The following is a 23,009-nucleotide window of genomic DNA, read 5'->3' on the forward strand; positions in this document are numbered from 1 at the left end:
TCGAGCGCAGGTTGGTCTGCCCTGGGCGGCTCGCGAGCTCGGCCGCGGCTTCGGCGGATGAGGACGGGCCGGCCACTATCTGTCTCCTGCGCGCGCGATCTTCATCGCGACACCATCATGCGTTTGCGGCCCCACACCTGCAGCAGGTTGATGGCCAGCAGCATCACGAACGAAATCGCCAGCATCACGCAGCCGAGCGCCGCGGCGCCGGCATAGTCGAATTCCTCGAGACGGATCACGATCAAGAGCGGCGTGATCTCGGTTTTCATCGGCATGTTGCCGGCGATGAAGATCACCGAGCCGTATTCGCCGACCGCGCGCGCGAACGCCAGCGTGAAACCGGTCAGCAGCGCCGGCAGCACCGTCGGCACGATGATGCGGCGGAACACGTAAAAGCGGCCGGCGCCGAGCGTTTCCGCGGCGTCTTCGAGATCGCGCTGCACTTCCTGCAGCGCGGGCTGCACCGTACGCACCACGAACGGCATGCCGATCAACGTGAGCGCCACGGTGATGCCGATCCAGGTGTACGCCACCTTGATGCCCATCGGTTCGAGGTACTGGCCGATCCAGCCGTTGGCCGCGAACACGGTAGTTAGCGCGATACCCGACACCGCGGTCGGCAGTGCGAACGGCATGTCGATGATGGCATCGATGATCTTGCGGCCGGGGAACTCGTAGCGCACCAGCGTCCAGGCGATCACGAAGCCGAACACCATGTTCATGCTGGCGGCGAGCAACGAGGCGCCGAATGACAGCCGGTACGAGGCCAGCGCGCGCGGCGAGGTGATCACGGCGACGAACCGTTCCCAATCCATGCCGGCGGCCTTGAGCACCAGCGCGGCGAGCGGGATCAGCACGATGGCGCACAGGAAAAAGGTCGTGAATCCCAGCGTGATCCCGAAGCCGGGGATGACGTTGGGCTCGCTTTGCCTGGCGTTCTTCATGCCGCGATCTCGGGCGCGGCGCGGGTTTCCGTCGGGCGGTAGACGATGAGCACTGGCCAGCCCGGCTGCGCCGCCAGCAGGGAGCGGTAGGCGCTGGCGGCCTGGGTGATGTTGGTGATGCCCAGCACCAGCATCTGCGCAGTGCCGGCCGAAAGATTGCGCGTGAGCTCGGCGACCGTTTCACCGACCGCCAGCTCAGTGCGCATCTCGAGCCGGTGATCGCTCTGCGCCTCGGACCGCGCGTCGAGCAGCGCCCGCATCGGTGCGGCGCGGCCGGTACCGGCGGGACCTTCCGGCACGATGCCGAGATACACCGCCTCGGCGGACACATGCCGCAACAGGCTGGCGGAGACCGCGAGCGTCGCGCGGCGTGCCGCTTCCTCGGTCCAGTGGATGAATACCCGAGTCGGGCTCGGCGCATTACGCGGCAGCACCAGCACCTCGCCTGCGCCGTGCCGCAGCAGCCAGTCCACGGTATCCGCGGCTTCGGTGCCCGCGTAGATCGCGGCAACACCGGCCAGCGGCGGCGCGGCCGCTGAGAGATCGATGGCGCGCAAGCCGACGCGGGTTTTCATACGCGTCGACAGGCTCTCGAGCAACGGCTCGTGCGCCAGTTGCGCGGCGATCGCCTCGGTCGGCGCGCAGGCCAGAAAACTCGACAGCGGCGTCGGCAACACATGCAGCCGCCGCGCGCCGATCACCACGTGCGCGCCGGCGCGCAGCGGCAGATCTCGCCGTTCGGGCTGCGTGCGTGTGACTTCGACCAGCACCTCCCCCGCCGTGCCGCCTAACAACTGCGCCGCGCAGGGCGCGTCGAGGATACGCACGCGCAGCCGCTCCAGGGCGCCGGTGAAAATGATCTCTTCCACCGACGCGCGCGCGATGTAGTTGGAGGTCAGTGATTCGCGCGCCAGCGCCAGCTCCACTTCCTCGGGCCGCAGCACCGCCACCACTTCGGTGTCGCGGCCCGCGTGTGATACTTCACTGCCCACGGCGCTCACCGGAGTCGCGCCGAACCGGACCCCGTCGACACCCTGGTTGGCGAGCAACAGGTTGGCGGCGCCGAGAAAGGTGGCGACGAAGCGCGTCGCCGGCTGCGCGTACAGATCGGTCGGCTGTCCCACTTCGAGCAGGCGGCCGTGGTTCATGACGCCGATGGTGTCGGCCAGCGCAAACGCTTCTTCCTGGTCGTGCGTGACCAGCACGGTGGTGATGCCGAGCTCGCGTTGCACGGCGCGGATGGTGCGCCGGAGTTCTTCACGGATCTTTGCATCCAGCGCGCCGAACGGTTCGTCCAGCAGCAGAACTTGCGGCTTGTGCGCCAGGGCGCGCGCCACGGCGACGCGCTGCTGCTGACCGCCCGACAGCTGGCCGGGCAGACGCTCGTCCATGCCTTCGAGCGCGACCAGCTTGAGCAATTCCTGGCGGCGCGCGCGCCGGTCGGCAGCCTTCATGCGGCGGACACGCAGCGCGAATTCGATGTTGTCCGCCACGGTCATGTGGCGGAACAGGGCGTAGTTCTGGAACACGAGGCCGACGCCGCGATCGCGCGCGCGCACGTGCGTGACGTCCTTGCCGTGCAGGGAGATGCGCCCGTGATCGATGCCGGTCAGGCCCGCGACGGCGCGCAACAGCGTCGATTTGCCACTGCCGGAGGGGCCCAACAGGACGAAGAACTCGCCTTCCCCGACTTCGATGGACACATCGTTGACGACGGGCTGGTCCTGATACCGCTTGGTGACTTGATCGAGCGCGATGGACATGGTTTGACTTGGGGGTAAAAACCGGCGGTCATGCTATCAGCTGGCAGGTAGTGACCCGAGTAACGGTCTAGTTACAATCCGGTCACAACAAGGTATTTGACGGCGGAACTTAAACCTCCCTCTTCCCGACTAACCGGTACACTTTTTGGCCTGTTACGGCCGCGAGAATCATCAAGATGGCAACCGAAAGCAACGCTCCCGTGTCCGTGGCCGCCACCCGCCAGGAGCGTCCCCACTGGGTGCTCGACGACGCGGTCTACAGCATCAGCGCGCTGCTCCTGTCCGTCATCGTCATCCACAGCTTCTGGACCCTGATCATCCGCCCGCGCGCCGAAGCCGTGCTGTCGCAGAAGGTCACGATCACCAACACCAGCAACGTCAAAGCCCAGGTGCTCCAGCTGCGCTCGGTGTACGTGATCCTCAAGGATCACGAGCAGGAAGGCTGCGTCATCCTGATGTTCTGGTCGCTCGCGTTGCTCGGCCGCCAGTTCTACGAGACGCGCAAGAGTCGCGCCCTGCTCGACCGCGACTACGTCCGCATCGGCGAGGCGCAGGTGGTGTTGCCCGAAGATTCCCGCGTGTATTCCCGGCCGATCGAGGCGCTGCCGCGCGAGGAACAGGATGGCTTCCTGCCACGCCTGCTGATGGTGGCGTACAACCGCTTCGGCGCCACGCGCAGCGTGCAGGACGCCGCGGAAGCGGTGCGCGACGAATGCGAATTCGAAACCGCGAGCCTCGACACGAAATTGTCGATGGTCCGTTTTACTGCCTGGGCCATTCCGGCCGTGGGCTTCGTGGGCACGGTGCGCGGCATCGGCGCCGCGCTGCAGGAAGCGCAGGGCGCCATGGGTGGCGACATCTCCGGCGTCACGATGGGTCTCGGCGTCACGTTCAATGCCACGCTGACCGCGCTGGTCTGTTGCATCGTGGTGATGTTCTGGATGCACCAGCTGCAGCAGTTCCAGGACCGCCTGGTGCTCGATTCACGCACCTACGTGGATCGCCAGCTGCTGCGCAAGATGCGCGTCGTCTCGAAGTAGTCCGGCGCGCGCGCAAGGCGCTTGCGCACCCTCGTCTGGTATCGCGGCAAGGATCTGCGCATCGCGGATCATGCGCCGCTGCGCGCCGCCGCCCAAGACGGTGGCGAGGTCATTCCGCTGTTCGTGCTCGACGAACATTTCTTCAGGCCCGCGGCGGCGCAACGCACGCCGTTTCGCATCCAGTTCCTGCTGGAATCCATCGCGTCGCTGGCCGCCAATCTCGAACATCTCGGCTCACGGCTGATCCTGGTCGGCGGCCGCAGCGTCGAGGTTATCCCGCGGCTCGCGAAATCGTGGCGAGTCGATCGGGTCGTGGCCCAGAGCTGGGTCGCGCCGGTCGGCCGTGAGCGCGATCGCAAGATTGCGAAATCGCTGACCGTGCCGCTCGAGTTGTTCGACACCGAAACTCTGTGCCCGCCCGGTACGCTGCGCACCGGCGGCGGCGACCCCTTTTCGGTATTCACCGCATTCGCGCGCGCCTTCGCTCGCGACATGCGTGTCGAAGGCACATTGGCCGCGCCGCGCGCGCTGCCACCCATCCCCGCCGATGTGAAAACCCGCGGCGCCGCGCTACCGACACCGGCGTCGCTGGGCATCACACACAATCCGCGCGTTCAACCGGGCGGCGAACGCCATGCGCGGCTGCGCCTCAGGAGCTGGCTAGCGAAAGCCGCCCGCGACTACGACGAGCTGCGCGATCGCATGGATCTGCCGGGCACCAGCCGCCTGTCGGCGGATCTGAAGTTCGGCACCTTGTCGGTGCGCACGGCATGGAACGCGGTAGATAGGGCGCTGCGCGAAGTGTCGCCCGACGCATTGCGTGTCTATCAGAACGAATTGTTGTGGCGCGAGTTCGCGCACTCCACGTTGTTCGACCGGCCGCAGCTGCTGACGGACACGTTTCGCGCCGAATGGCGGAATTTCCCGTGGCGCGACGACGCCGACGGCTGGCTCGCCTGGGTGGAGGGCAGCACCGGTTATCCGGTGGTCGACGCGGCCGCGCGCGAGCTTTCGGCATCGGGTTTCGTGCACAACCGCGCGCGCATGATCGCCGCCAGTTTTCTCGCCAAACACCTGCTGATCGATTTCCGCCGGGGCGAGCGCCATTACTTCGACCTGCTCACCGACGGCGACTGGGCCAACAACGACGCGGGCTGGCAATGGTCCGCGGGTTGCGGTTGCGATGCGCAACCGTGGTTCCGGATCTTCAACGCGGTCACGCAGGGCGAACGGTTCGATCCGGCGGGCGACTACGTGCGCGAATGGGTGCCCGAGCTCGCGTTGCTGCCGGCGAAGTACATTCACTCACCCTGGCTGGCGCCGGCCGCGGTGCTGGCCGCCGCGGGCGTGCGCCTCGGCACGAACTACCCGCATCCGATCGTCGATCACGCGTTCGCGCGGCGGCGATTCCTCGACACGGCGAAACGGCATCTCGGCTAAGATGCGCGCCGTGAATCGCCTGCGCGCACTGCGTTTCCGGTCGTATGTAATGCCATTGCTGCTGGCGGCACTGGTGTTCCGTGTGCTCGTTCCGCCGGGTTTCATGATGGGCGGCGCAGGATCGACCAGCCTGCAGGTGGCGATGTGCACCACCACGCCGGGCAAGAGCGAAACGATCGAGCTGCCGGGCCGCGCGGCGCCCCATTGCGAATACTGCGTGGCGCCGCCGCTCGGCGCGCCGTTCGCCGCCGGTCGCATCGATCCGCCGCTGCGGGCATTTTCTCCACCTTTCAAATCCGTGGTCGCGCAGCTCGCCGGCGCCACGATCCTGCGTGCGCAATCCGCGCGCGCTCCCCCCAGCGCCTGATCGAACCGGTTCCTCCGGGAACCTCACCGATCGTTCCTCGCGGTCACGCCGTTGCGTGGACGCGCCGCATTGTCTTGGGGAATACACATGTTTCATCGCCTCCTGGCGTTGCTCGCCGCCGGCCTCATCGCCGGCACGGCCGGCGCGCACAGTTACGAAATCGGTCATCTCGTCATCGGACATCCCTGGTCGCCGCCCACGCCGGCCGGCCGGCCGGTGGGCGTGGCCTATCTATCCATCACCAACAACGGAACTGCCGCCGACACCTTGACCGGCGTGAGCTCGCCGTTCGCCGCCAGCGTGCAGATGCACCAGACCACCACGTCCGAAGGGATGGCCCGCATGCGCCCGCTGACCGAGCTCACGATCGCGCCGGGCAAGACCGTGAAGATAGAACCTGGCGGCATCCACCTGATGCTCATGGGCCTGAACGGGCCGCTGGTCGCGGGCACGACGGTGCCGTTGACGCTGGAATTCCGGAATGCCGGCCGCGTCACGGTGCAGCTCAACGTCGAAGAACGCGACGCGCCGCCCGCCGCGGAAAATACGCTGAGCCAGTCGATGGGCGTGGTCACCGTGGTGGCGCGGCGGCCGAGCTCGTTGCCGACCCAGATTCCGACCACCATCGAGGGAATCACCGGCGAGACGGTCGCGCGCAGCATCAACGCCACCGACAGCGAAGACGCGCTCAAGTACTTCCCCAGCCTCAACGTGCGCAAGCGCTACACCGGCGATTTCGACCACGCGGTGCTCGCGAGCCGCGCGTCGGGCACGCAGAACAGCGCGCGCTCGCTGGTGTACGCGGACGGCATCCTGCTGTCGAACTTGCTGGGCAATGGCGCCACTTTCACGCCGCGCTGGGGCCTGGTCACGCCGGAGGAGATCGAACGTGTCGATGTGTTGTACGGCCCGTTCTCCGCGGCGTACGCCGGCAATTCGGTCGGCGCCGTCGTGGACTACGTCACGCGCATGCCGGAGCAGCTCGAGTTGCGGGCGCGTCTGTCGTCGTTCAGTGAAGACTTCCACGTTTACGGCACCGACCAGTCGTACTCGGGCTGGCAGGCCAGCACCTCCTACGGCGATACGCGCGGCGACTCCTCGTGGTGGCTCAACTTCAGCAGGCTCGACAGCGACGGCCACCCGATCGCCTATGCGACCAAGCTGCTTTCGGCCGGGACACCCGGCGGTGGTGGCACTCCGGTCAGCGGCGCGCTCCCGGCGCGCAATCCGCGTAACCAGGACTGGTGGTTGTTAGGCGCGACCAACGCCATCCATACCGTCCAGGATCATGCCAAGCTCAAGTTCGCGCATGATTTCAGCGACACGCTGCGCCTGTCGTATACGCTCGGCGCCTGGCACAACGATGCGACGCGCGAATCCGTGAGCTGGCTGCGCGACGCGTCGGGCGCGCCCGTGTGGAGCGGCGCGGTCAATATCGAGGGTCGCGCCTACACCGTGGGCCCCACCGAGATGGGGCCGGCCGAATCCGCGCTGACCCACCTCATGCACGGACTGTCGCTGCGCAAACGACGCGTGGGTGCGTGGGACCTGGAGCTGAACGCGAGCCTGTATGACTACCGCCGCGATGAAGCGCGCTCGCCGAACAACCCGCCCCCGGCGGCGCTGAGCGGCGGCGGCGGACGCCTCGTCGACGCGTCCGGCACGGGCTGGTCGACGCTCGCCTTGCGGGCGGACTGGCATCCCGACGACGACGCGCATTTCGTCGAGCTGGGACTGCAACGCGACGAATACCGTCTGCGCACCCGGGTTTCCGCCACGACGGACTGGTTGCGCGGCGCAGCCGGCGCGCGTATCTCCGCGTTCCGCGGCAATGCCAGGCTGACCAGCGCCTTCGCACAGGACAGCTGGAAGCTCTCGCCCGCCTGGTCCGCGACGTTCGGCGCGCGCCTCGAACACTGGCAGGCGGAAGATGGCGCCATCTCGAATGCCACGCAAACGCTGTCGTTCCCGTCCCGCGCCGACACTTATATATCTCCCAAGGCGGCGCTCTCGTTTGCCGCAGCGCGGGATTTCACGTTGAAGGCTTCGATCGGACGCGCCGTGCGCGTTCCCACGGTATCCGAGCTCTACCAGGGTTCGATCGCGTCGAACGAGATCGTCGACAACGATCCCGATCTGGCACCCGAACGTTCGTGGACGCAGGAGATCTCCGCGCTCTTCGACTTCGATCACGGCAGCTTCCGTTCCACCGTTTTTATCGAGGACACGCGCGATGCGTTGTATTCGCAGCTCAACGTAGTTGCAGGCGCGACGGTGACCACGATCCAGAACGTCGGCCGCATGAAGACACGCGGCCTCGAGCTGGCCGGCAACTGGCGCGCGCTGGATGCGCTGGAATTGTCGGGCAGTGTCACGTACGCGCATTCGCGCATCGCCCGGAACGACGCGTTTCCCGACAGCGTCGGCAAGCAGCAGCCGCGCGTGCCAGAGTGGCGCGCCACCGCGCTGGCCGCGTGGCGTCCGGTCGAGCGTCTGAGCTGCACGCTGGGCGCGCGTTTCAGCGGCCGGCAATTCAACCAGCTCGACAATTCCGATCCACATGGCACGGCGTACACGGGCACCAGCCGATTTTTCGTCGCCGATGTGCGGCTGCGCTACGAATTCGGCGCGCACTGGAACGCGGCGCTGGGCATCGACAACCTCGGGAACGAGCGTTACTGGGCGTTTCATCCCTACTCGCGCCGCACCGTCAACGCCGAGATCGCCGCCAGCCTGTAGGCCGGGGTTCCGGTGGGCACGCGGATGACGCCGCGCCTGCCCTCGCCCGTCAACCTAGTCGGGCATGCGCTGGCCGCGCGTCTCGAGCACCCACTTCATGCAAAGCAGACCTACGATCGGCACGAATCCGATCATGAACAGCGCGCGCAGCACGATGGCCGGATCGCCCTTGCCTGCGGTCGCCACCGCGCCCACCGCGAACACGCCGAAGGCGGCGATCACCCGGCCGACGTTGTAGCAGAAGCCCGCGCCGGTCGAACGCAGCCGGGTCGGGAACAGCTCCGGTAGATAGAACGTGAAGCTGCCGAAGATGCCGAACACCGACAGGCCGATGAAGAAATACATGTACAGCCGCGTCTCGGATGGCATGTCGAGACCGAACGTCGCCAGCAGCGACAAGGCGCTGGCGCTGAAATAGATCCGGTACATCGTGCGGCGGCCCAGGCGCTTCGCGATCGGGATCGTCAGCAAGGTGCCGATGAGGCCGCCGAGATTGAACCAGTTGGTCGCAAGCTTGATCCACGCCTGCTTGAGCGCGGCGGTGGCCTGCGGATCGAGCCCGCGCACGACCGCCTCGGCTCCGGCCAGGCCGTTCGCAACCGCCTGAATGAACGCGTTACAGCTCCACCAGGTGATGAGTGCGACGATGGCGACCACCAACGCGCTGACCGTGCGCGGCAGGATGTCGGGCGCGAAGATCTCGCGCAGCCGCGCGGGCGCCGCGGATGCGGCGACCTTGGCCCAGCGTTCGGGCTCCTTGACGAACATGCGCACCGCGAACGCCACCGCCGCCGGAGCCAGGCCGAACATGAGCACGTAGCGCCACGACTTCGACGGATCGTGCGCGAACCAGCTGCCCGCGACTTCCGCGTTGACGAAGGTGGCGAGAAACAGTCCGAACGGCGCGGACGTATAGAGCAAAGCACCCGCCTCGACGCGCGACTCTTCCGGCACCACTTCCGCGACCATCGCGGAGCCCGCCGCCCATTCACCGCCGATGCCGAGGCTGGCGATGAGGCGAAAAGCGATCAGCTGCCACATGTCGGTGACGAAGGCGCAGCCGGCGGTGCCGAGCGCGTACAGCAACATGGTGATCAGCAACACGCGCTTGCGGCCGAACCGGTCGCTGATCGGGCCGAAGATCACGCCGCCCGCGGCCCAGCCGAGCAGGAACAGCGAGTTCAGGATGCCGGTCCAGTAGGGCAACGCGGCCTTGGCGGCCTCGCCGCCGATCGGGATGCCTAACAACGTCGGAATGGCGTTGGGCGCGACGAAGTTGAAGAGCAACCCGTCGAAGATATCGAAGCCCCATCCCAGCCAGGCGGCGGCGAAGACAGTCCACTGGTAACGCGTGAGTTTGATCACGCGGCGCAGTGTAATGGGTTGGAGTCGGGTGGTCGATTTGCCTGCGCCATCGGAAGCGATTCCTCGTTTCCCGGCAAACGGCAAATGATCCCGTTACGCGTGTTTGAACATGATCGGGATGCCGGAGGGCGTCGTATACGTCTTCGGCGCGGTGAACGGACGATCGCAGCCGTCGGACGCGCGCTCCGCGACCGCGGCCAGCACATCGTCGAGCGGGCCAGGACGACCGAGCGCGAAACCCTGGCCGAACTGGATGCCGAGCGAGGCGAGCCGATCGCGCACGCCGTTCGATTCCACGTACTCCGCCACGGTGGTGATGCCCATCGCATTGGCCAGCTGCACGATCGCGCTGACCAGCGCCTGCGAGCGCGGGTTGGTCAACACGTCGCGCACATACGATCCATCGAGCTTGATGGTGTTGATGTCCAGATTCTTGAGATAGGCCAGCGAACTCACGCCGGTGCCGAAATCATCCAGCGCGAATTTCACGCCGTGGCTCGTGAGCCGGCGCATGAATGCCTGGACCTGGCTCATGTTCGCGGCCGCGGCCGCCTCGGTGATCTCGAACACGAGGCTGGTGCCGTCGATGCCGTACTTCGCCATGGCCGACAGCAGCCACTCCATGAACTCCGGATCCGAAAGCGTCGGACCCGACAGATTGATGGATACGCGCAGCGGCGCATGTTTCTTCTGGCTTTCCGACAGCTGCTGGAAAGCGCGCTCGCACACCGCGCGGTCGATCTCGGGAAGGATCTGGTAACGCGTCGCGGCCGACATGAAATCCGCCGCTTCGACGATGTTGCCTTTCGCGTCGATGATCCGCACCAGCAATTCGTAGGTGGTCGGCAGATTGTGATTGATGAGCGGCGTGATGGGCTGGGCGAACACCACGATGCGTTCGAGACGCAACGCCTCGCGCACGCTGCCGATCACGCCGATCTCGTCGTGCCGGCGGATCATGCTCTGATCCGTATCCTGGTAACACTCGACGCGGCCGCGGCCGCGATCCTTGGCGGTCTTGCAGGCGATCTCGGCCTCGGCAATGCGGTGATCGAGATGCAGGTCGCCGGCCTGGGTCGACACCGCGCCCCAGGACATCGACACGGCGTGGTTAGGCCCGCCCTGCGTGTGGTTCTCGCCGGTGCTCACTTCGCGGCAGATGCTCTCGGCGAGCTGGCGCGTCTGCGCGAGATTCATGTGCGGCAGGAAGACCGTGAAGCGGTCGCCCGACAGGCGGCAGGCGAAACTCTCGGCGCCGGCCAGCGAACGGCGGATCGCGACGCCGCAGCGCGCGATCACCTTGTCGCCTTCGGAGAACCCGACCAGATCGTTGATCAGGTGCAGCACATCGATGTCGCCGTACAACATCGAGACCATCGCCTCGGGCGGGCTCGAACGTTGCCAGGAATCGACGCGGGTCTTGAAACCATCCCAGGACAAGAGGCCGGTCAGCGAATCGAGATCCTGCGTGGCGCTGCGCGCCAGCAGCCGCGCGAAGCGGCCCAGCCGGCGCACGGTGAATTCGTCGAAGCTCGGCTCTTCGGGGCGGTTGAAGACGATGAGTGCACCGGCCGGTCCACCGCGCGCGATCAACGGGACCGCAACCAGTTTGCAGGCGATCTGGCCGCCGCTCACGTGTTTGAGCTTGTTGGTGGCGACGGGTTTGCGGGTCTCGATGGCGCGGCGCGCGAGCTGATCGCCGACGATGGAAAGTTGTTCGCGCGCAAAGGCGAAGTCCGCTTCCGACCGTCCCCAGACAGCGCGCGACTCCTCGCGCGGAAAAATGGCGGTGGCCGCCGTGCAGCCGAGCCGCAGGCAAACCGCACGCAAAACGCTTTCAGTGCTGCGCTCGGGTGCGCCGCCTGCTTCGAGCGATTTCGTTTCTACCGACTTCACCGACTTCTCCGCTGCTTTGTTCTGGTTATGCCGTCCGTTGCGAGTAGGCAGAGTAGACGAGTGCCTTAGGACGAAATCCCACGCACTTCGCATCTTTTCGGCCATTCGGGCCGCTGATTCGACGGCCGGGACATTATGAGAAGCGGTCCCGCGACTTATGTAACGCCGGATGTGAGCGCTCACTGCTCGGAGGCGATGCGGAACCGTCCGGTGGGCGAGAAGTCGATCCGGCCGGGCAGATTCCCCGCCAGCACCCCGCGCCGCCGCGTGACCGCGGCCTCGAGGATTTCCTCGACCGGCATGGGCTTGCCGAAGGCATAACCCTGCCCGGTCTTGCACCCCAGGGCCAGCAGGGTGTTCCTTTGCGCGTCGGTTTCGATGCCTTCCGCCACCGTGTCGAGGCCGAGCGCGTCGGCCAGCGAGAGGATCGCGCGGGCCAGCGCCACGGCATCGACGCCCTCGGCGGCATCGCTGTCCCGATCCAGGCGCTGTACGAACGAGCGGTCGATCTTGAGGATGTCGATCGGAAATCTATGTAGATAGGCCAGCGAGGAATAACCGGTGCCGAAGTCATCGAGCGCGAGGCGTACGCCGGTCAGCTTGAGATTGCGGAACGTCTCCGCCAGGCGCACGGAATTCTCGAGCAGCAGACTTTCGGTGACTTCGAGAATCAGGCATTCGGGTCTGATGCCATGTTTGTCGAGCGCCGCGCGCACCTCCGCCACCACGTCCGCCTCGTTGAGATAGCGGCTCGACATGTTGACCGAGATGCGCAGGCCCTCGCCATGATCGAGCTCGCGCTGCAGCCGCGCCGCGTCCCGGCAGGCGCGATCCAGCATCCATTGCGTCATGGGGATGATCTGGCCCGTTTCCTCGGCCAGCGGGATGAACGATGCCGGCATGACGAAGCCGCGCGTCGGATGCCGCCAGCGCATCAGCGCCTCGACTCCCACGAGGTGCCGCGACGACAGGTCGACGATGGGCTGGTAGTGAGCCTCGAGCTCGTCCCGGGCGAGCGCTTCGACCAGCTCGTTTTCGATGCGGATGCGGCGGCGGGCGGCGCGCAACATCTCGGGCTGGAACACCTGGGCGTGCCCTTTGCCGCGCGCCTTGGCCGAATACATCGCGGCATCGGCATTGCGCAGCAGGCGCTCCACGTTGCTGACGCGATCGGAAATCGCGATCCCGATGCTGGCGCCGATCCGCAGCGAGCGGCCGTCGATTTCCACCGGTTCGCGGCAGGACTCGATGATCTGGTTCGCCACGGCGCGGGCCGCGTCGATGTCCGCGGCGTGATCGATCAGCACCGCGAATTCATCGCCGCCCAGCCGCGCGACCGTATCGCCGGCGCGCGTGCACTGGACCAGCCGATGGGCGAAGCTGCGCAGCAGCTGGTCGCCGGCGCTGTGACCGAGGCTGTCGTTGACGGTCTTGAAGTTGTCGAGGTCGATGAACAACACGGCCGGTGTCATGCCATCGGGAATGTGGCGGATCGCCTGGTGCACGCGATCGGCGAACAGGGAGCGATTCGCCAGCAGCGTCAGCGGGTCGTGGAAGGCCAGCGTACGCAGCTGGTCGTGCAGGCGCGTGGCGTCGGACACGTCGCGGATGTTGAGCGTCACGCCGCGGATCGACTCCACGTGGCACAGATTCGCGATGACCATCTTGAACGACCGTTTCTCGTCGTTGGATTGCGGAATCGCGAAGTTGACCACCTGCTCGGAGTTCGCGTTGCGCAGCACCTCGTCGAACGCGCTGCGCACTGTGACCGCCTCCGGCCCGAGGACGTCGTCCAGCCGCTTGCCGCCGAGCTCTCCGGCCGGCACGCCTAACAAATCCTCGGCGGACGGGCTCGCATAACGGATGACGCCGCCACTGTCGCAGATGGCGATCATGTCGCTCGAGCGGCGCACCAGCTCGGTCAGCCGTTCGTCGAAGCGCCGCGTCGCGAGTTCGCGCTGCAGATCCACGACTTCGCGTGTCGCCAGCGCCTGGCCGATCATCACGAGCGCGGTGGCACACAACACGACGAATATCAGCAGCGGGGACTGGAACTTCGCGAGGTGCAGCTGATTGGTCAGCAACGCGACCATGCCCACCATCAATGCGACGATCGGCAATGAGCCGCGCAGGACACCCGGCATGCCTTGCGTGTTCGGAGTCAGCTTGCGTTGCGTGCGCTGCGCACGCGCGCACAGCAGCAGGCTGATGTAGAACAGGTGGTAGACGAGATCCATCGGCTTGCCGAGTTCGTAGGCCTTGCTGAGCTCGGCGTTGACCCACAACAGGTCCGCGATCAACGTGGCCGGCAATGCGATCAGCCACCACATCACCGCGCGCTCGGCGCGCCAGTCGGTGACCTGCATGGCGATCATCGCGCCGGCGATCAGCGCAACGCCGTTGCCGATGCCGTAACTCGCCGCCGACCAGTTCTCCGCCAGCTGCGCGCCGGTCATCGTCGCGAGCGGGGCGAGCGCGGTGAACCAGAGCAACGCGCCGAAGCCGATGGTGAGCGTCGCGAAATCGACGATCAGACGCGTGGTATTGAGCCGGCCACCGAGGTCGTAGTAGAACAATCCGGCGGCGACTGCCGTGAGTGGATAGTAGAAGAGCCACAACACGTCGGGCCAGGAACCGAAGGTGACGTGCGCGGTGAGCGCGCTGTACCCCCAGCCGAGGGTCGCCACCACGTCGAGGACTTCGGCGGCGAAGATCAGTCGAAACGCCAGCCGCCGCTCGCGCGACAGCGACCGGTCGTGGATCACCGGCCACAACATCAACGTGAACAGGAAAATGAGCGGGAACGCGCCCCAGGCGCCGATCACGTCGGCCACCTTGCTGCCGCCGATGCCGGTCAGCATCACGATCACGCAGCTGCAGCTGTAGAGCACGCCGGCGACGATGGCCGTGCGTGACCAGCGGTCGACAAATGTCCCTAGGGAGAAACCCATTGAATTGATATCGGCCAGCGGCGGAAAAACGAGATTGCTCATGATGGCAAAGCCGCGAAATTCGTGACCTGATCACGGTCACAGAGCGGCAGCCGCCGCCGCTTGCCAGCCCCTAATCGACTCGTCAGACTCCAGCCGGCTCCCGAAGCCCTCAGAGAATCCCTGACGTGACGCGCCCGCTTCGAACGCTGTTCTTGATCGTCTGTGCGGGATGCACGGTGGCCCAGGCGGATTCGGTGCGTATCTTCACGGGCAGCATCGGCGGGACCTCGGATTTCGTCTTTCGTGGCGTCTCGTTGACCCGCGGCAAACCGGCCGTGCAGGCCTCCCTCGACGTCGAATTCCCGCGGGAGTTCTACGTCGGTGCTTTCGTCGCCACCGCCGATCCGAACCCGGGCCCCAGCCCGAATCTCGAGATGGATGTCTGGGCCGGACGCTACTGGACTGTGTCGGAGAATTTTTCCGCCGATCTGCGGCTCTCGCAGTACACCTACCCCGATGATCCGCGCCGCGTCAGCTACAACCGCAGCGAGATCACCGGGACGCTGGGCTACCGCAACCTGTTGTTCTTCGCGGCTATCTATTCGCCCAACACCAACGCAGTGGGTTCATCGGCGGGTTACGAAGAAGGCAACGCCTGGGCGCTCGAGATTTCGGGACGCAAGGCGCTGAACGACCGGTTCTCGGTATCCGGCGGGTTCGGTCACTACGGCCTCGACGAGGTCTACCACGACAGCTACAACTACTGGAACGCCACGCTGACCGCCGCCATCGCGCCATTCGAGGTCCAGCTGGCCTACCTGGGGATCAGCGGCAATGCCGTCGACCACTTCAACGGCCGGACGGTGGGCGATCGGGTCGCCCTGACCGCCCTGTGGCGTTTCTCGTCGACGCGCTAACGGCCGGGAACCGAAAACTTGCGCCCCGGTACTCATGAGCAGTTGGTCCCGCAAGGTTGCTGCCGTGGCATTGAAGCGTGTTGAAACCCCCGCCATCAGGGTCCAGACCCCGGGAAACGAGGCCGCGGAGCGCGAGCTCCTCGAACGCATCGCCAGGAACCGCGATCAGGCGGCGTTCCGGACGCTTTATGGAAACTACTACCAGCGCCTGTCGCGGCTGTTGTCGCGCATGTCGGTGCGGCGCGAAGACATCGAGGAAGTCATCAACGACACCTTCTGGGTGGTGTGGACCAAGGCGTCCGAATTCCGCGGCGCGTCGCAGCTATCTACCTGGATCATCGGCATCGCCTACCGGCGCGCGCTGAATGCGCTGCGCCGCGCGAAGATCCGTCCGGTCTCGGACCAGCCGTTCGATGAGGAGTCGATCAGCGTCGCATCCACCGACGATGCGGAAACCGACGGCCGATGGCTCGCGTTGGGCCTGACCCGCCTGCCGGTCGAACAACGCATGGCGCTCGAGCTCACCTACACACTCGGCCACTCCTGCGAAGAAGTGGCCGCCATCCTCGATTGCCCCGTGAACACCGTGAAGACGCGGCTGTTCCGCGCGCGCGAAACCCTCAAACAAGTCCTGCCCGAACTCGCGGGCACGACCGGAGAAAGAGCATGAGTCCCCGCATCCCCGATACCCACGCCGAAGCCTGGTCGCTGCTGCCGTGGCTGGCCAATGGACGCATCGCGCCCGAGGATCGGGAATGGGTCGAGACGCACGTGTCGGCCTGCGCGGAATGCCGCGCCGAGCTCGCCGCGCAGCGCATGATTGCGACGCGGATACAGCGCGGCGGCGTCTCGCCCGCGCCTGCCGCTTCCGACGAACAGCGCTCTTTCAACAAGCTTTGGGCACGCATCGAGGCATCCGAGTCCGCCGCGACACCGGTGGCCGATGTACGCAGCATGCACGGGTCGCGCCGCTCTTCGCGCACTGTGCGTTGGCTCGCGGCGGCCGTGATCGTGCAGGCCATCGGGCTCGGTGCCCTCGGACTCGCCCTGCGCGGCACAGATGCCGGCGCCGACAGCCAGTCGGATCAGTTCAGCACCGTCACCGATGTCGATGCGCGTGTGAACGCACCCGCGGTGCGCCTGGTGTTCGCGCCGCAGACATCGATCGCGACTATCAATACGCTGCTGACGCACCAGGGGCTTAAGATCGTCGCCGGACCGGGGCGCGAGGGAAATTTCACCGCGCAGCTGTCGGCGGACGCGGTAGCCTCGGGCGCATCGGCCGATTCCGTCGCGGCGGTGATGTCGAAGGATCCGAATGTCAGCCTTGCCGAACCCGTCGCGCCCTGAATGGCAGATTGATCCGGCGCGCCACGCGTGGCAGCTGTGTGCCGCGCTGGCGCTGACCGCATGTGTATTCATGGGTAGCGGTGCGGCCATCGCGGCGGCGCCGGAAGTGCGCACACCTCCGGAAGTGCGCAGCGCGCCAACGCAGTTCATCGTGGTCGCGGTCGCCAACCCGGTGACCGGCCGGCCCTCCGCCGTCGGCGGCACCGCGCACGGCTACGGTTCCAGCACCAACTACCGGGTCAGCGCGTCCGCGGCGGCGGTGATGCGCGAGCTCGCCCGCCGGTATTCGCTCACACCGGTGTCCGAGTGGCCGATCGAACCGCTGCAGATGCACTGCGTGTTGTTCCGGATTCCGCCCGGCACGACGCGCGAGGCCGTCATCGAGAAGCTGCTGCTCGACAAACGCGTACTGGTCGCCCAGCCGCTCAACGAGTTCGAGTCGGCGACCTCGGGCGGATTCGACGACCCCTACGCGAAGCTGCAATCCAACGTGAACACGCTCGACGTGGTCGAAGCGCACGTATTCAGCCGCGGCACGGGCATCCGCGTTGCCATCATCGACACGGGCGTCGACACGCAGCATCCGGATCTCGCTGGCCGCACCCAGCTCACGCGCAACTACATCGACGATGACGCCGTCGAATTCCGCAACGACCGGCACGGCACGCAGGTCGCGGGGTTGATCGCGGCGTCGGCCAACAACGGGATCGGCATCGTGGGCGTAGCTCCCGACGTGCGGCTGCTGGCATTCAAGGCCTGCTGGCAGCTTTCCGCCGCCAGCGCCGGACGCTGCAACTCTTTCACCCTGGCGCAGGCGCTGGCCGATGCCTTCACGGCGAAGGCGCAGGTGATCAACCTGAGCCTGGTCGGGCCGAGCGATCCGCTGCTCGCGACGCTGGTGGCGAAGGCCGTCCAGGCCGGCATCATCGTCGTCGGCGCAGCGTCCGCCGACCCGCGCTTCGGCTTTCCGGCCAAACTACCGGGTGTGCTGGCGGTCACCGAGGCCGAGAGTTCCCAGCAGGACGGCGGCGAATTCCTGCGCGCCCCGGCGCGCGACATCCTCACGCTGGTGCCCCATGGTCACTACGATTTCGCGTCCGGCAGTTCACTGGCCGCAGCGCAGGTCAGCGGTGTGGTCGCGCTGCTGCTGGCGCGCAACCAGAAACTCGGGATCGTGCGCATACGCACCCTGCTCGCGCAGTCGACCGAGAAACACGACACCACGCGCGGCCCGTTCCTGTCGGTGAATGCCTGCGCGGCGCTCGCGCAGGTAGTTAGCGGCGCGGTCTGCGCGCGGAAATGATTCAGGCCCGCTGCGACTGCGCGGTGGGGAACTTGAGCAAGGCGGGTGGTGCGCTGGTCGTGGTGGCGAGCCAGCCGACGACCGCGGACAACGCCTCGCTGTCGGTGGCGCCCTGCGAGCGGGCGGTCTGGTAACAATCCATCTGCTGGTGCGCGCTGGTGCCGCGCTTGAGGATGACACGCGCGTGTTCCGTCTCGGCCAGGCAATCGAGCGCCGCGGCATCTTCGCGCACCAGGGCCAACAACTCTTCGATCAGGTCGGCGAACGGCACCAGTTCACCGCGCGCCAGATCGAGCAGGCTGGCATCCGAGCCGAACCGCATGGCGCGCCAGCGATTCTCGGCGATCAGCATGCGCGGGTAGCGGCGCCAGGTCTTGTTGTCGCGGCGCAGGCGATAGAGCATGCGCGCCAGCGAGAGGTTGAGCGCGGCGAGCGAGACCGCGTCGTCGAGGTGCGTGCAGCAGTCGAACACGCGCGTCTCGAGCGTGGGATATCGCGCGCTCGGGCGGATGTCCCACCAGATCTTGGTCGAATCCTCGATCAACCCATTGCTCACCAGCGCATCGAGATGGCGGCGGTATTCGCCGTAGCTGTCGAACCGCTCCGGCAGACCGGTGCGCGGCAGCGACGACAGCAACATGAGCCGGAACGACTGCATGCCCATGTCGTCTCCCTCCCAGAACGGCGAGGAACACGACAACGCGAGCAGGTGCGGTATGAAATACGTGAGCTGGTTCATCACGTCGATGCGCAGCTCGTCGTCGTCGAGCCCGACGTGCACGTGCATGCCGCAGATGATCATGCGGCGCGCGCCGCCCTGCACTTCGCGGGCGATGTCGGCGTAACGTTCGTGGTCGGTATGCGGCGGCCGGCTGACGGGGCGCGCGAACGGATGCGTCGACGCGGCGATCGGCGCGATGCCGTATTCGGCGGCCACCTCACAAACCTTGCGGCGCAGCAGCGCCAGCTCGCGCCGCATCGAGCTCACCGAGGCACACACCGAAGTCTTCACTTCGAGTTGCGAGCGCAGGAATTCCGGGCTCACGCGCCCTTCCGTTTCGGTGATGCAACGTTGCAGGAGTTCGGCGGGCGGATCGGAAACGAGGTCGCGCGTGGCGAGGTCCACGAGCAGATATTCTTCTTCTATGCCCAGTGAAAACGGGGGCTCAACGTTCTTGGACGCCGGCATGCGGCCGATTGTAGCCCTACAAGTGACGCCACCGTCACTTCCCGCAGTCGAAAATTTCCTCGATGGCGCAGGGCTCGGCGAGATGAAAACCCTGGATGTAGTCGATGCCGATCTCCTTGAGCGCTTCGAGCACTTCGGCGCTCTCGACCTTTTCGGCGATCGTGGCCACGCGCATGGCGCGGCCGATCTTGGCGATGGCTTCGACCATGCTGCGATCGACCGGATCGCTGGCCACCTGGGCGGCAAAGTGTCCGTCGATCTTGAGAAAGTCCACCGGCAGATTCTTCAGATACACGAACGAGGACACCCCACTGCCGAAGTCGTCGAGCGAGAACCGGCAACCGCGTGCCTTCAATTCGCGCATGAAAAACGTGGCCTTCGAGAGGCTGGCGACTGCGGCCGTCTCGGTGATCTCGAAACACAGAGCTCGCGCAACCTGCTCGTTTCCCAAGCGCGCCATGATGAATTCGAGGAAATCCTCGTCGTTGATGGAGGTCCCCGAAAGATTGACGGCCAGCAGCGGCAGACGATCGGTGCGCTGCGAGCAGCGCTCCAGCAACTCGACGGCCTTGTTCACGACCCACCGATCGACCATGACCATGACGTTGTAGCGTTCGGCCGCCGGGATGAACTCATTGGGCGGCACCAGCGTCCCGTCCTCGTCGCGCAGGCGGACCATCAGCTCGTAGAACGGGGTGTCGCTGGCGGACGGGCCGATGCCGACGATGCGTTGTGCGTACAACTCGAGCCGCGCGTCTTCGACGGCGCGTGCGATGCGCCCGACCCACTGCATCTCCCGATGACGATTGGTGCCGTGGTCCCGCTCGTAGATCTGCACGCGATTCCGGCCGCCGTCCTTGGCCGCATAACAGGCGATGTCGGCCGCCGAAAGCACCGACGCGGCACTGGTCGTTTCCTTCGCGATGCGCACGACACCGATGCTGGCGCCGACGGAAAGACTGTTGGCGCCCCACAGGAAGCGATAACCATGGATGGCCTGTCGAATGCTGTCGGCCACGCGCTCTGCCTGTTCGAGCGAGCAACGCTCCAGCAACATTCCGAATTCGTCGCCACCCAGTCGCGCGATCGTGTCCGAGGCGCGTACGCGCGTCTGCAGCAGGCTCGTGATGTCGCGCAGCAGCCGGTCGCCGGCGCTGTGGCCGCAGGTGTCGTTGACCACCTTGAACTGGTCGAGGTCGACGTACAGCAAGACGTACTCGCCGTCGCCGCGCTGCGCCGCGGTCACGGCGGTTTCGAGGCGAGTGTCGAACTCGCGCCGGTTGATGAGCCCGGTCAGCGCGTCGTGGCTGGCCTGATAAGAAAGTGCGCGTTTGAGGCGGCGCTCCTTGGTCACGTCGCCGAATACGATGACCGCGCCGATGGCGATACCTTCGCGATTGCGGATCGGCGAAGCGGTTTCCTGAATCGCGATTTCCTCGCCGCGACGATTGACCAGCACGTTGTGGTCGGAAGGCACGGCGGTCTCACCGGCGGTGAGCACGCGATCGAGCGTATACGCGACCGGTTTGCGCGTGGATTCGTCGATGAGTTGCAGCACCTCGCCGATCGGGCGGCCGCGCGCCTCGTCGACCGGCCAGCCGGTGAGCCTTTCTGCCACGGGATTGAGATAGTCGATGTGCGCGTTCGCGTCCGTGGTGATCACGGCGTCACCGATGGACTGCAAGGTGACGTGCGCGCGATCCTTCTCCGCGTAGATAGCCTGTTCGACGCGTTTGCGCTCGGTGATGTCGGACACCGTGCCCTCGAAGCCCACGATGCGGCCGCCGCCGTCGCGCACTCCGCGCGAATTCTCGAGCGCAACGACCTGCGTGCCATCGCGCCGCCGCAGCACGACTTCCATCGAACGCACCTCGCCGTCGGCGTCTACCCGCCGCACGAAGTCGGCGCGGTCGGTCGGGCTCCAGTACAACATCACGGAGCTTGGCAGCGCGTACATCTCCTCGGCCGAGCTGTAGCCGAGCATCTTGACGAAGGCCGTATTGACCGAGACCAGCCGGCCATCCCGCGTGCTCTGGTAGACGCCTTCGATGACGCCCTCGAACAAACCGCGGAACTTGGCTTCGCTGTTGCGAAGCGCGTCCTCGGCGAGATTGCGCTCGATCGCGAGCGCCGCGAGCCGCGTGGCGTGCGACTGCAACACCAGCTCGCGCGAATCCGGCATGCCCGGCTCGGGGTGGTAGATAGCCACGGCACCTAACAACTTGCCGCTGGCGCCCTTGATCGGCATCGACCAGACGGCGCGGAAGCCGGAATCGAGCACCACCTGGCGCCGGTCCGCCCAGTGCGGATCGTTGGCCACGTCGGGCACGAACACGTCGCGGGCCGAGTACACGGCCGCCGCGCACGAACCGCGCCGCGGCTCGATCGGCGTGCGTTCGAGCACCGCCGCGAGCATCGGCGGCAATTGCCGCGCGATGGTCAGCGCGAAACAGCTGGCATCGGGCGCGAGCACGGAGATCGTGCAACGCGCGCGTGGATAGACGGCCTGCACCAGTGCGGAGATCACGTCGAGCACCGCGGGCAATCCGGCATTCGAGGCCAACAGCGCGAAGAACGCGCGTTCGTTCTCCATGATGATCTCGGCGCGTTTGCGCTCGGAGATGTCGGTGATGCTGGCGCGCACCAGGGGCGAGGCGCCGCCCGACAGACGCACCAGCCGTACGTCGCAGGGAATGTCGCGGCCGGTCGAATCGCGATGCACCCACTCGTAGGCCTGCGGCTCTCCCGCCCCGGCCTTGCGCAGCGATTGCCGATGCGGGGAATTCGCCGGCTGGCCGTCCGGCTGCATCTCGGCGCTGAGCGCGACGAGATTCGAATTGACCAGCTGCTCGCGCGTCATCTTGAAGAGGCGCAGCGCCGGCTCATTGGCCTCGACGAAGCGTCCCGACTCCGCTTCGAGTACCGCGATCGCCTCGGGCGCGTTGTCCACCAGCGAGCGGTAACGCGCCTCGCTGTCGCGCAACGCTTCCTGCGCGGTGTGACGTTCGGAGATGTCGCGCAGGCAGATGACGAAAACTTCGGTACGGCCGTTGCGCGCGCGGCTGACCGCGATCTCCGCCGGGAACATGGTGCCGTCATGGCGACGCGCCATCACTTCCGGGCTGATGCGCGTGCCGAGAAACGTGTCGCTGGAACCGGCGAGTTTCTCGAGCCCGGCGGGCACCGAGCCGTCGACGGCAATGTCCGGCACCAGCGTGTCGACCCCGATTCCTAACAACTCCGCGGCCGGATAGCCGAACACGCGTTCGGTCATCGGGTTGGCGCGGTCGATGATGCCGCCGGCATTGGCGGTGATCACCACATCCTTGATGTGGTCGAGGATCACCTGCAGCTGCGCCGCCCCCTGCTCCGCGATTTCGACGCCGAGCGAGCGGGCTTCATCGGACATGAGCTGCATCGAACGCACGATCGCCCGGCGCTCATCGTCGACGGTGTCGTAGTAGCGGCTGAGCATTTCGAGCAGTTCGTGGGCACTGACCCGCGAGCCCGTCACGCGGGCACGCAACTCGCGCAGCTGCGCCTGCAGCAGCGGATGCAGGCGCCGCGTCGACAAGTCCTCGAGTCCCAGGCGCTGACCGGTCGACGTGACGGCGCCGCCCCCCGCGCTTGACGCGGTGGACTCACTTTCTTGCGAAGACGATCCCTCGGCCGGTTTTGACATAACTATGCAGGCACAGACCAAATTGCATGATATGTCCGGCCTTTGCGCGGCCGCGTGAACGGGCTCCCGGTTTTGGAGGCG

15 protein-coding genes are annotated in these 23,009 nt (G+C 66.3%); 8 read left to right on the forward strand and 7 right to left on the reverse strand.

What is annotated here, in order from left to right; translation table 11 throughout:
• Nucleotides 1-101: 101 nt before the first annotated feature.
• On the reverse strand, nt 102-944 hold the full coding sequence (cysT, locus tag WDO72_02670; GenBank protein MEJ0084563.1) for a sulfate ABC transporter permease subunit CysT: 843 nt from the start codon (nt 942-944) through the stop codon (nt 102-104).
• Nucleotides 941-2,707, reverse strand: a complete 1,767-nt coding sequence (locus WDO72_02675) for an ABC transporter ATP-binding protein (protein MEJ0084564.1) — start codon at nt 2,705-2,707, stop codon at nt 941-943. The genes cysT and WDO72_02675 overlap by 4 nt, the downstream gene beginning before the upstream one ends.
• A 176-nt stretch (nt 2,708-2,883) precedes the next feature.
• Between WDO72_02675 and WDO72_02680 the strand changes: the two genes are divergently transcribed.
• From WDO72_02680 to WDO72_02695, 4 genes are all read left to right on the forward strand, one after another.
• Nucleotides 2,884-3,747, forward strand: a complete 864-nt coding sequence (locus tag WDO72_02680; GenBank protein ID MEJ0084565.1) for a MotA/TolQ/ExbB proton channel family protein — start codon at nt 2,884-2,886, stop codon at nt 3,745-3,747.
• A gap of 21 nt (nt 3,748-3,768) precedes the next feature.
• A complete protein-coding gene (locus WDO72_02685; GenBank protein MEJ0084566.1) occupies nt 3,769-5,187 on the forward strand; it encodes a deoxyribodipyrimidine photo-lyase in 1,419 nt (472 codons plus the stop codon).
• Between the two features lie 10 nt (nt 5,188-5,197).
• Nucleotides 5,198-5,554, forward strand: a complete 357-nt coding sequence (locus WDO72_02690) for a hypothetical protein (GenBank protein MEJ0084567.1) — start codon at nt 5,198-5,200, stop codon at nt 5,552-5,554.
• 87 nt (nt 5,555-5,641) lie between these two features.
• Nucleotides 5,642-8,293 (forward strand): TonB-dependent receptor, encoded by a 2,652-nt coding sequence (locus WDO72_02695; protein ID MEJ0084568.1) that lies wholly within the window; start codon nt 5,642-5,644, stop codon nt 8,291-8,293.
• A gap of 54 nt (nt 8,294-8,347) precedes the next feature.
• Here the strand turns inward: WDO72_02695 and WDO72_02700 are convergent, their stop codons facing one another.
• From WDO72_02700 to WDO72_02710, 3 genes are all read right to left on the reverse strand, one after another.
• On the reverse strand, nt 8,348-9,658 hold the full coding sequence (locus WDO72_02700) for an MFS transporter (protein ID MEJ0084569.1): 1,311 nt from the start codon (nt 9,656-9,658) through the stop codon (nt 8,348-8,350).
• Nucleotides 9,659-9,751: 93 nt separating this feature from the next.
• Nucleotides 9,752-11,554: an EAL domain-containing protein gene (locus WDO72_02705; GenBank protein MEJ0084570.1), complete on the reverse strand. Its 1,803-nt coding sequence runs from the start codon at nt 11,552-11,554 to the stop codon at nt 9,752-9,754.
• Between the two features lie 179 nt (nt 11,555-11,733).
• Nucleotides 11,734-14,547 (reverse strand): EAL domain-containing protein, encoded by a 2,814-nt coding sequence (locus tag WDO72_02710; GenBank protein ID MEJ0084571.1) that lies wholly within the window; start codon nt 14,545-14,547, stop codon nt 11,734-11,736.
• Between the two features lie 125 nt (nt 14,548-14,672).
• Between WDO72_02710 and WDO72_02715 the strand changes: the two genes are divergently transcribed.
• Genes WDO72_02715 through WDO72_02730 form a run of 4 tightly spaced genes read left to right on the forward strand, consistent with a single transcriptional unit; the run spans nt 14,673 to nt 18,057 of the window.
• Nucleotides 14,673-15,404, forward strand: a complete 732-nt coding sequence (locus WDO72_02715) for a TorF family putative porin (GenBank protein MEJ0084572.1) — start codon at nt 14,673-14,675, stop codon at nt 15,402-15,404.
• Nucleotides 15,405-15,438: 34 nt separating this feature from the next.
• Entirely contained in the window at nt 15,439-16,074 is a 636-nt protein-coding gene (locus WDO72_02720; protein ID MEJ0084573.1) for an RNA polymerase sigma factor, read from the forward strand.
• Nucleotides 16,071-16,754 carry a zf-HC2 domain-containing protein gene (locus tag WDO72_02725; GenBank protein MEJ0084574.1) on the forward strand — a complete coding sequence of 228 codons (684 nt, stop codon included), beginning with the start codon at nt 16,071-16,073 and terminating at the stop codon, nt 16,752-16,754. Before WDO72_02720 ends, WDO72_02725 begins: the two co-directional genes overlap by 4 nt.
• Complete coding sequence (locus WDO72_02730) at nt 16,723-18,057, forward strand: S8 family serine peptidase (protein ID MEJ0084575.1); 1,335 nt, start codon at nt 16,723-16,725, stop codon at nt 18,055-18,057. Before WDO72_02725 ends, WDO72_02730 begins: the two co-directional genes overlap by 32 nt.
• A gap of 1 nt (nt 18,058) precedes the next feature.
• Here WDO72_02730 and WDO72_02735 read toward each other — a convergent pair whose 3' ends face one another.
• Both WDO72_02735 and WDO72_02740 read right to left on the reverse strand, forming a co-directional pair.
• The gene (locus WDO72_02735) at nt 18,059-19,246 is read right to left on the reverse strand and encodes a carboxylate-amine ligase (GenBank protein MEJ0084576.1); all 1,188 of its coding nucleotides are present in this window, start codon (nt 19,244-19,246) and stop codon (nt 18,059-18,061) included.
• A gap of 34 nt (nt 19,247-19,280) precedes the next feature.
• Nucleotides 19,281-22,928 (reverse strand): PAS domain S-box protein, encoded by a 3,648-nt coding sequence (locus tag WDO72_02740; GenBank protein ID MEJ0084577.1) that lies wholly within the window; start codon nt 22,926-22,928, stop codon nt 19,281-19,283.
• Between the last annotated feature and the right edge of the window lie 81 nt (nt 22,929-23,009).

The organism is Pseudomonadota bacterium (assembly GCA_037200975.1).
GTDB lineage: Bacteria > Pseudomonadota > Gammaproteobacteria > Steroidobacterales > Steroidobacteraceae > CADEED01.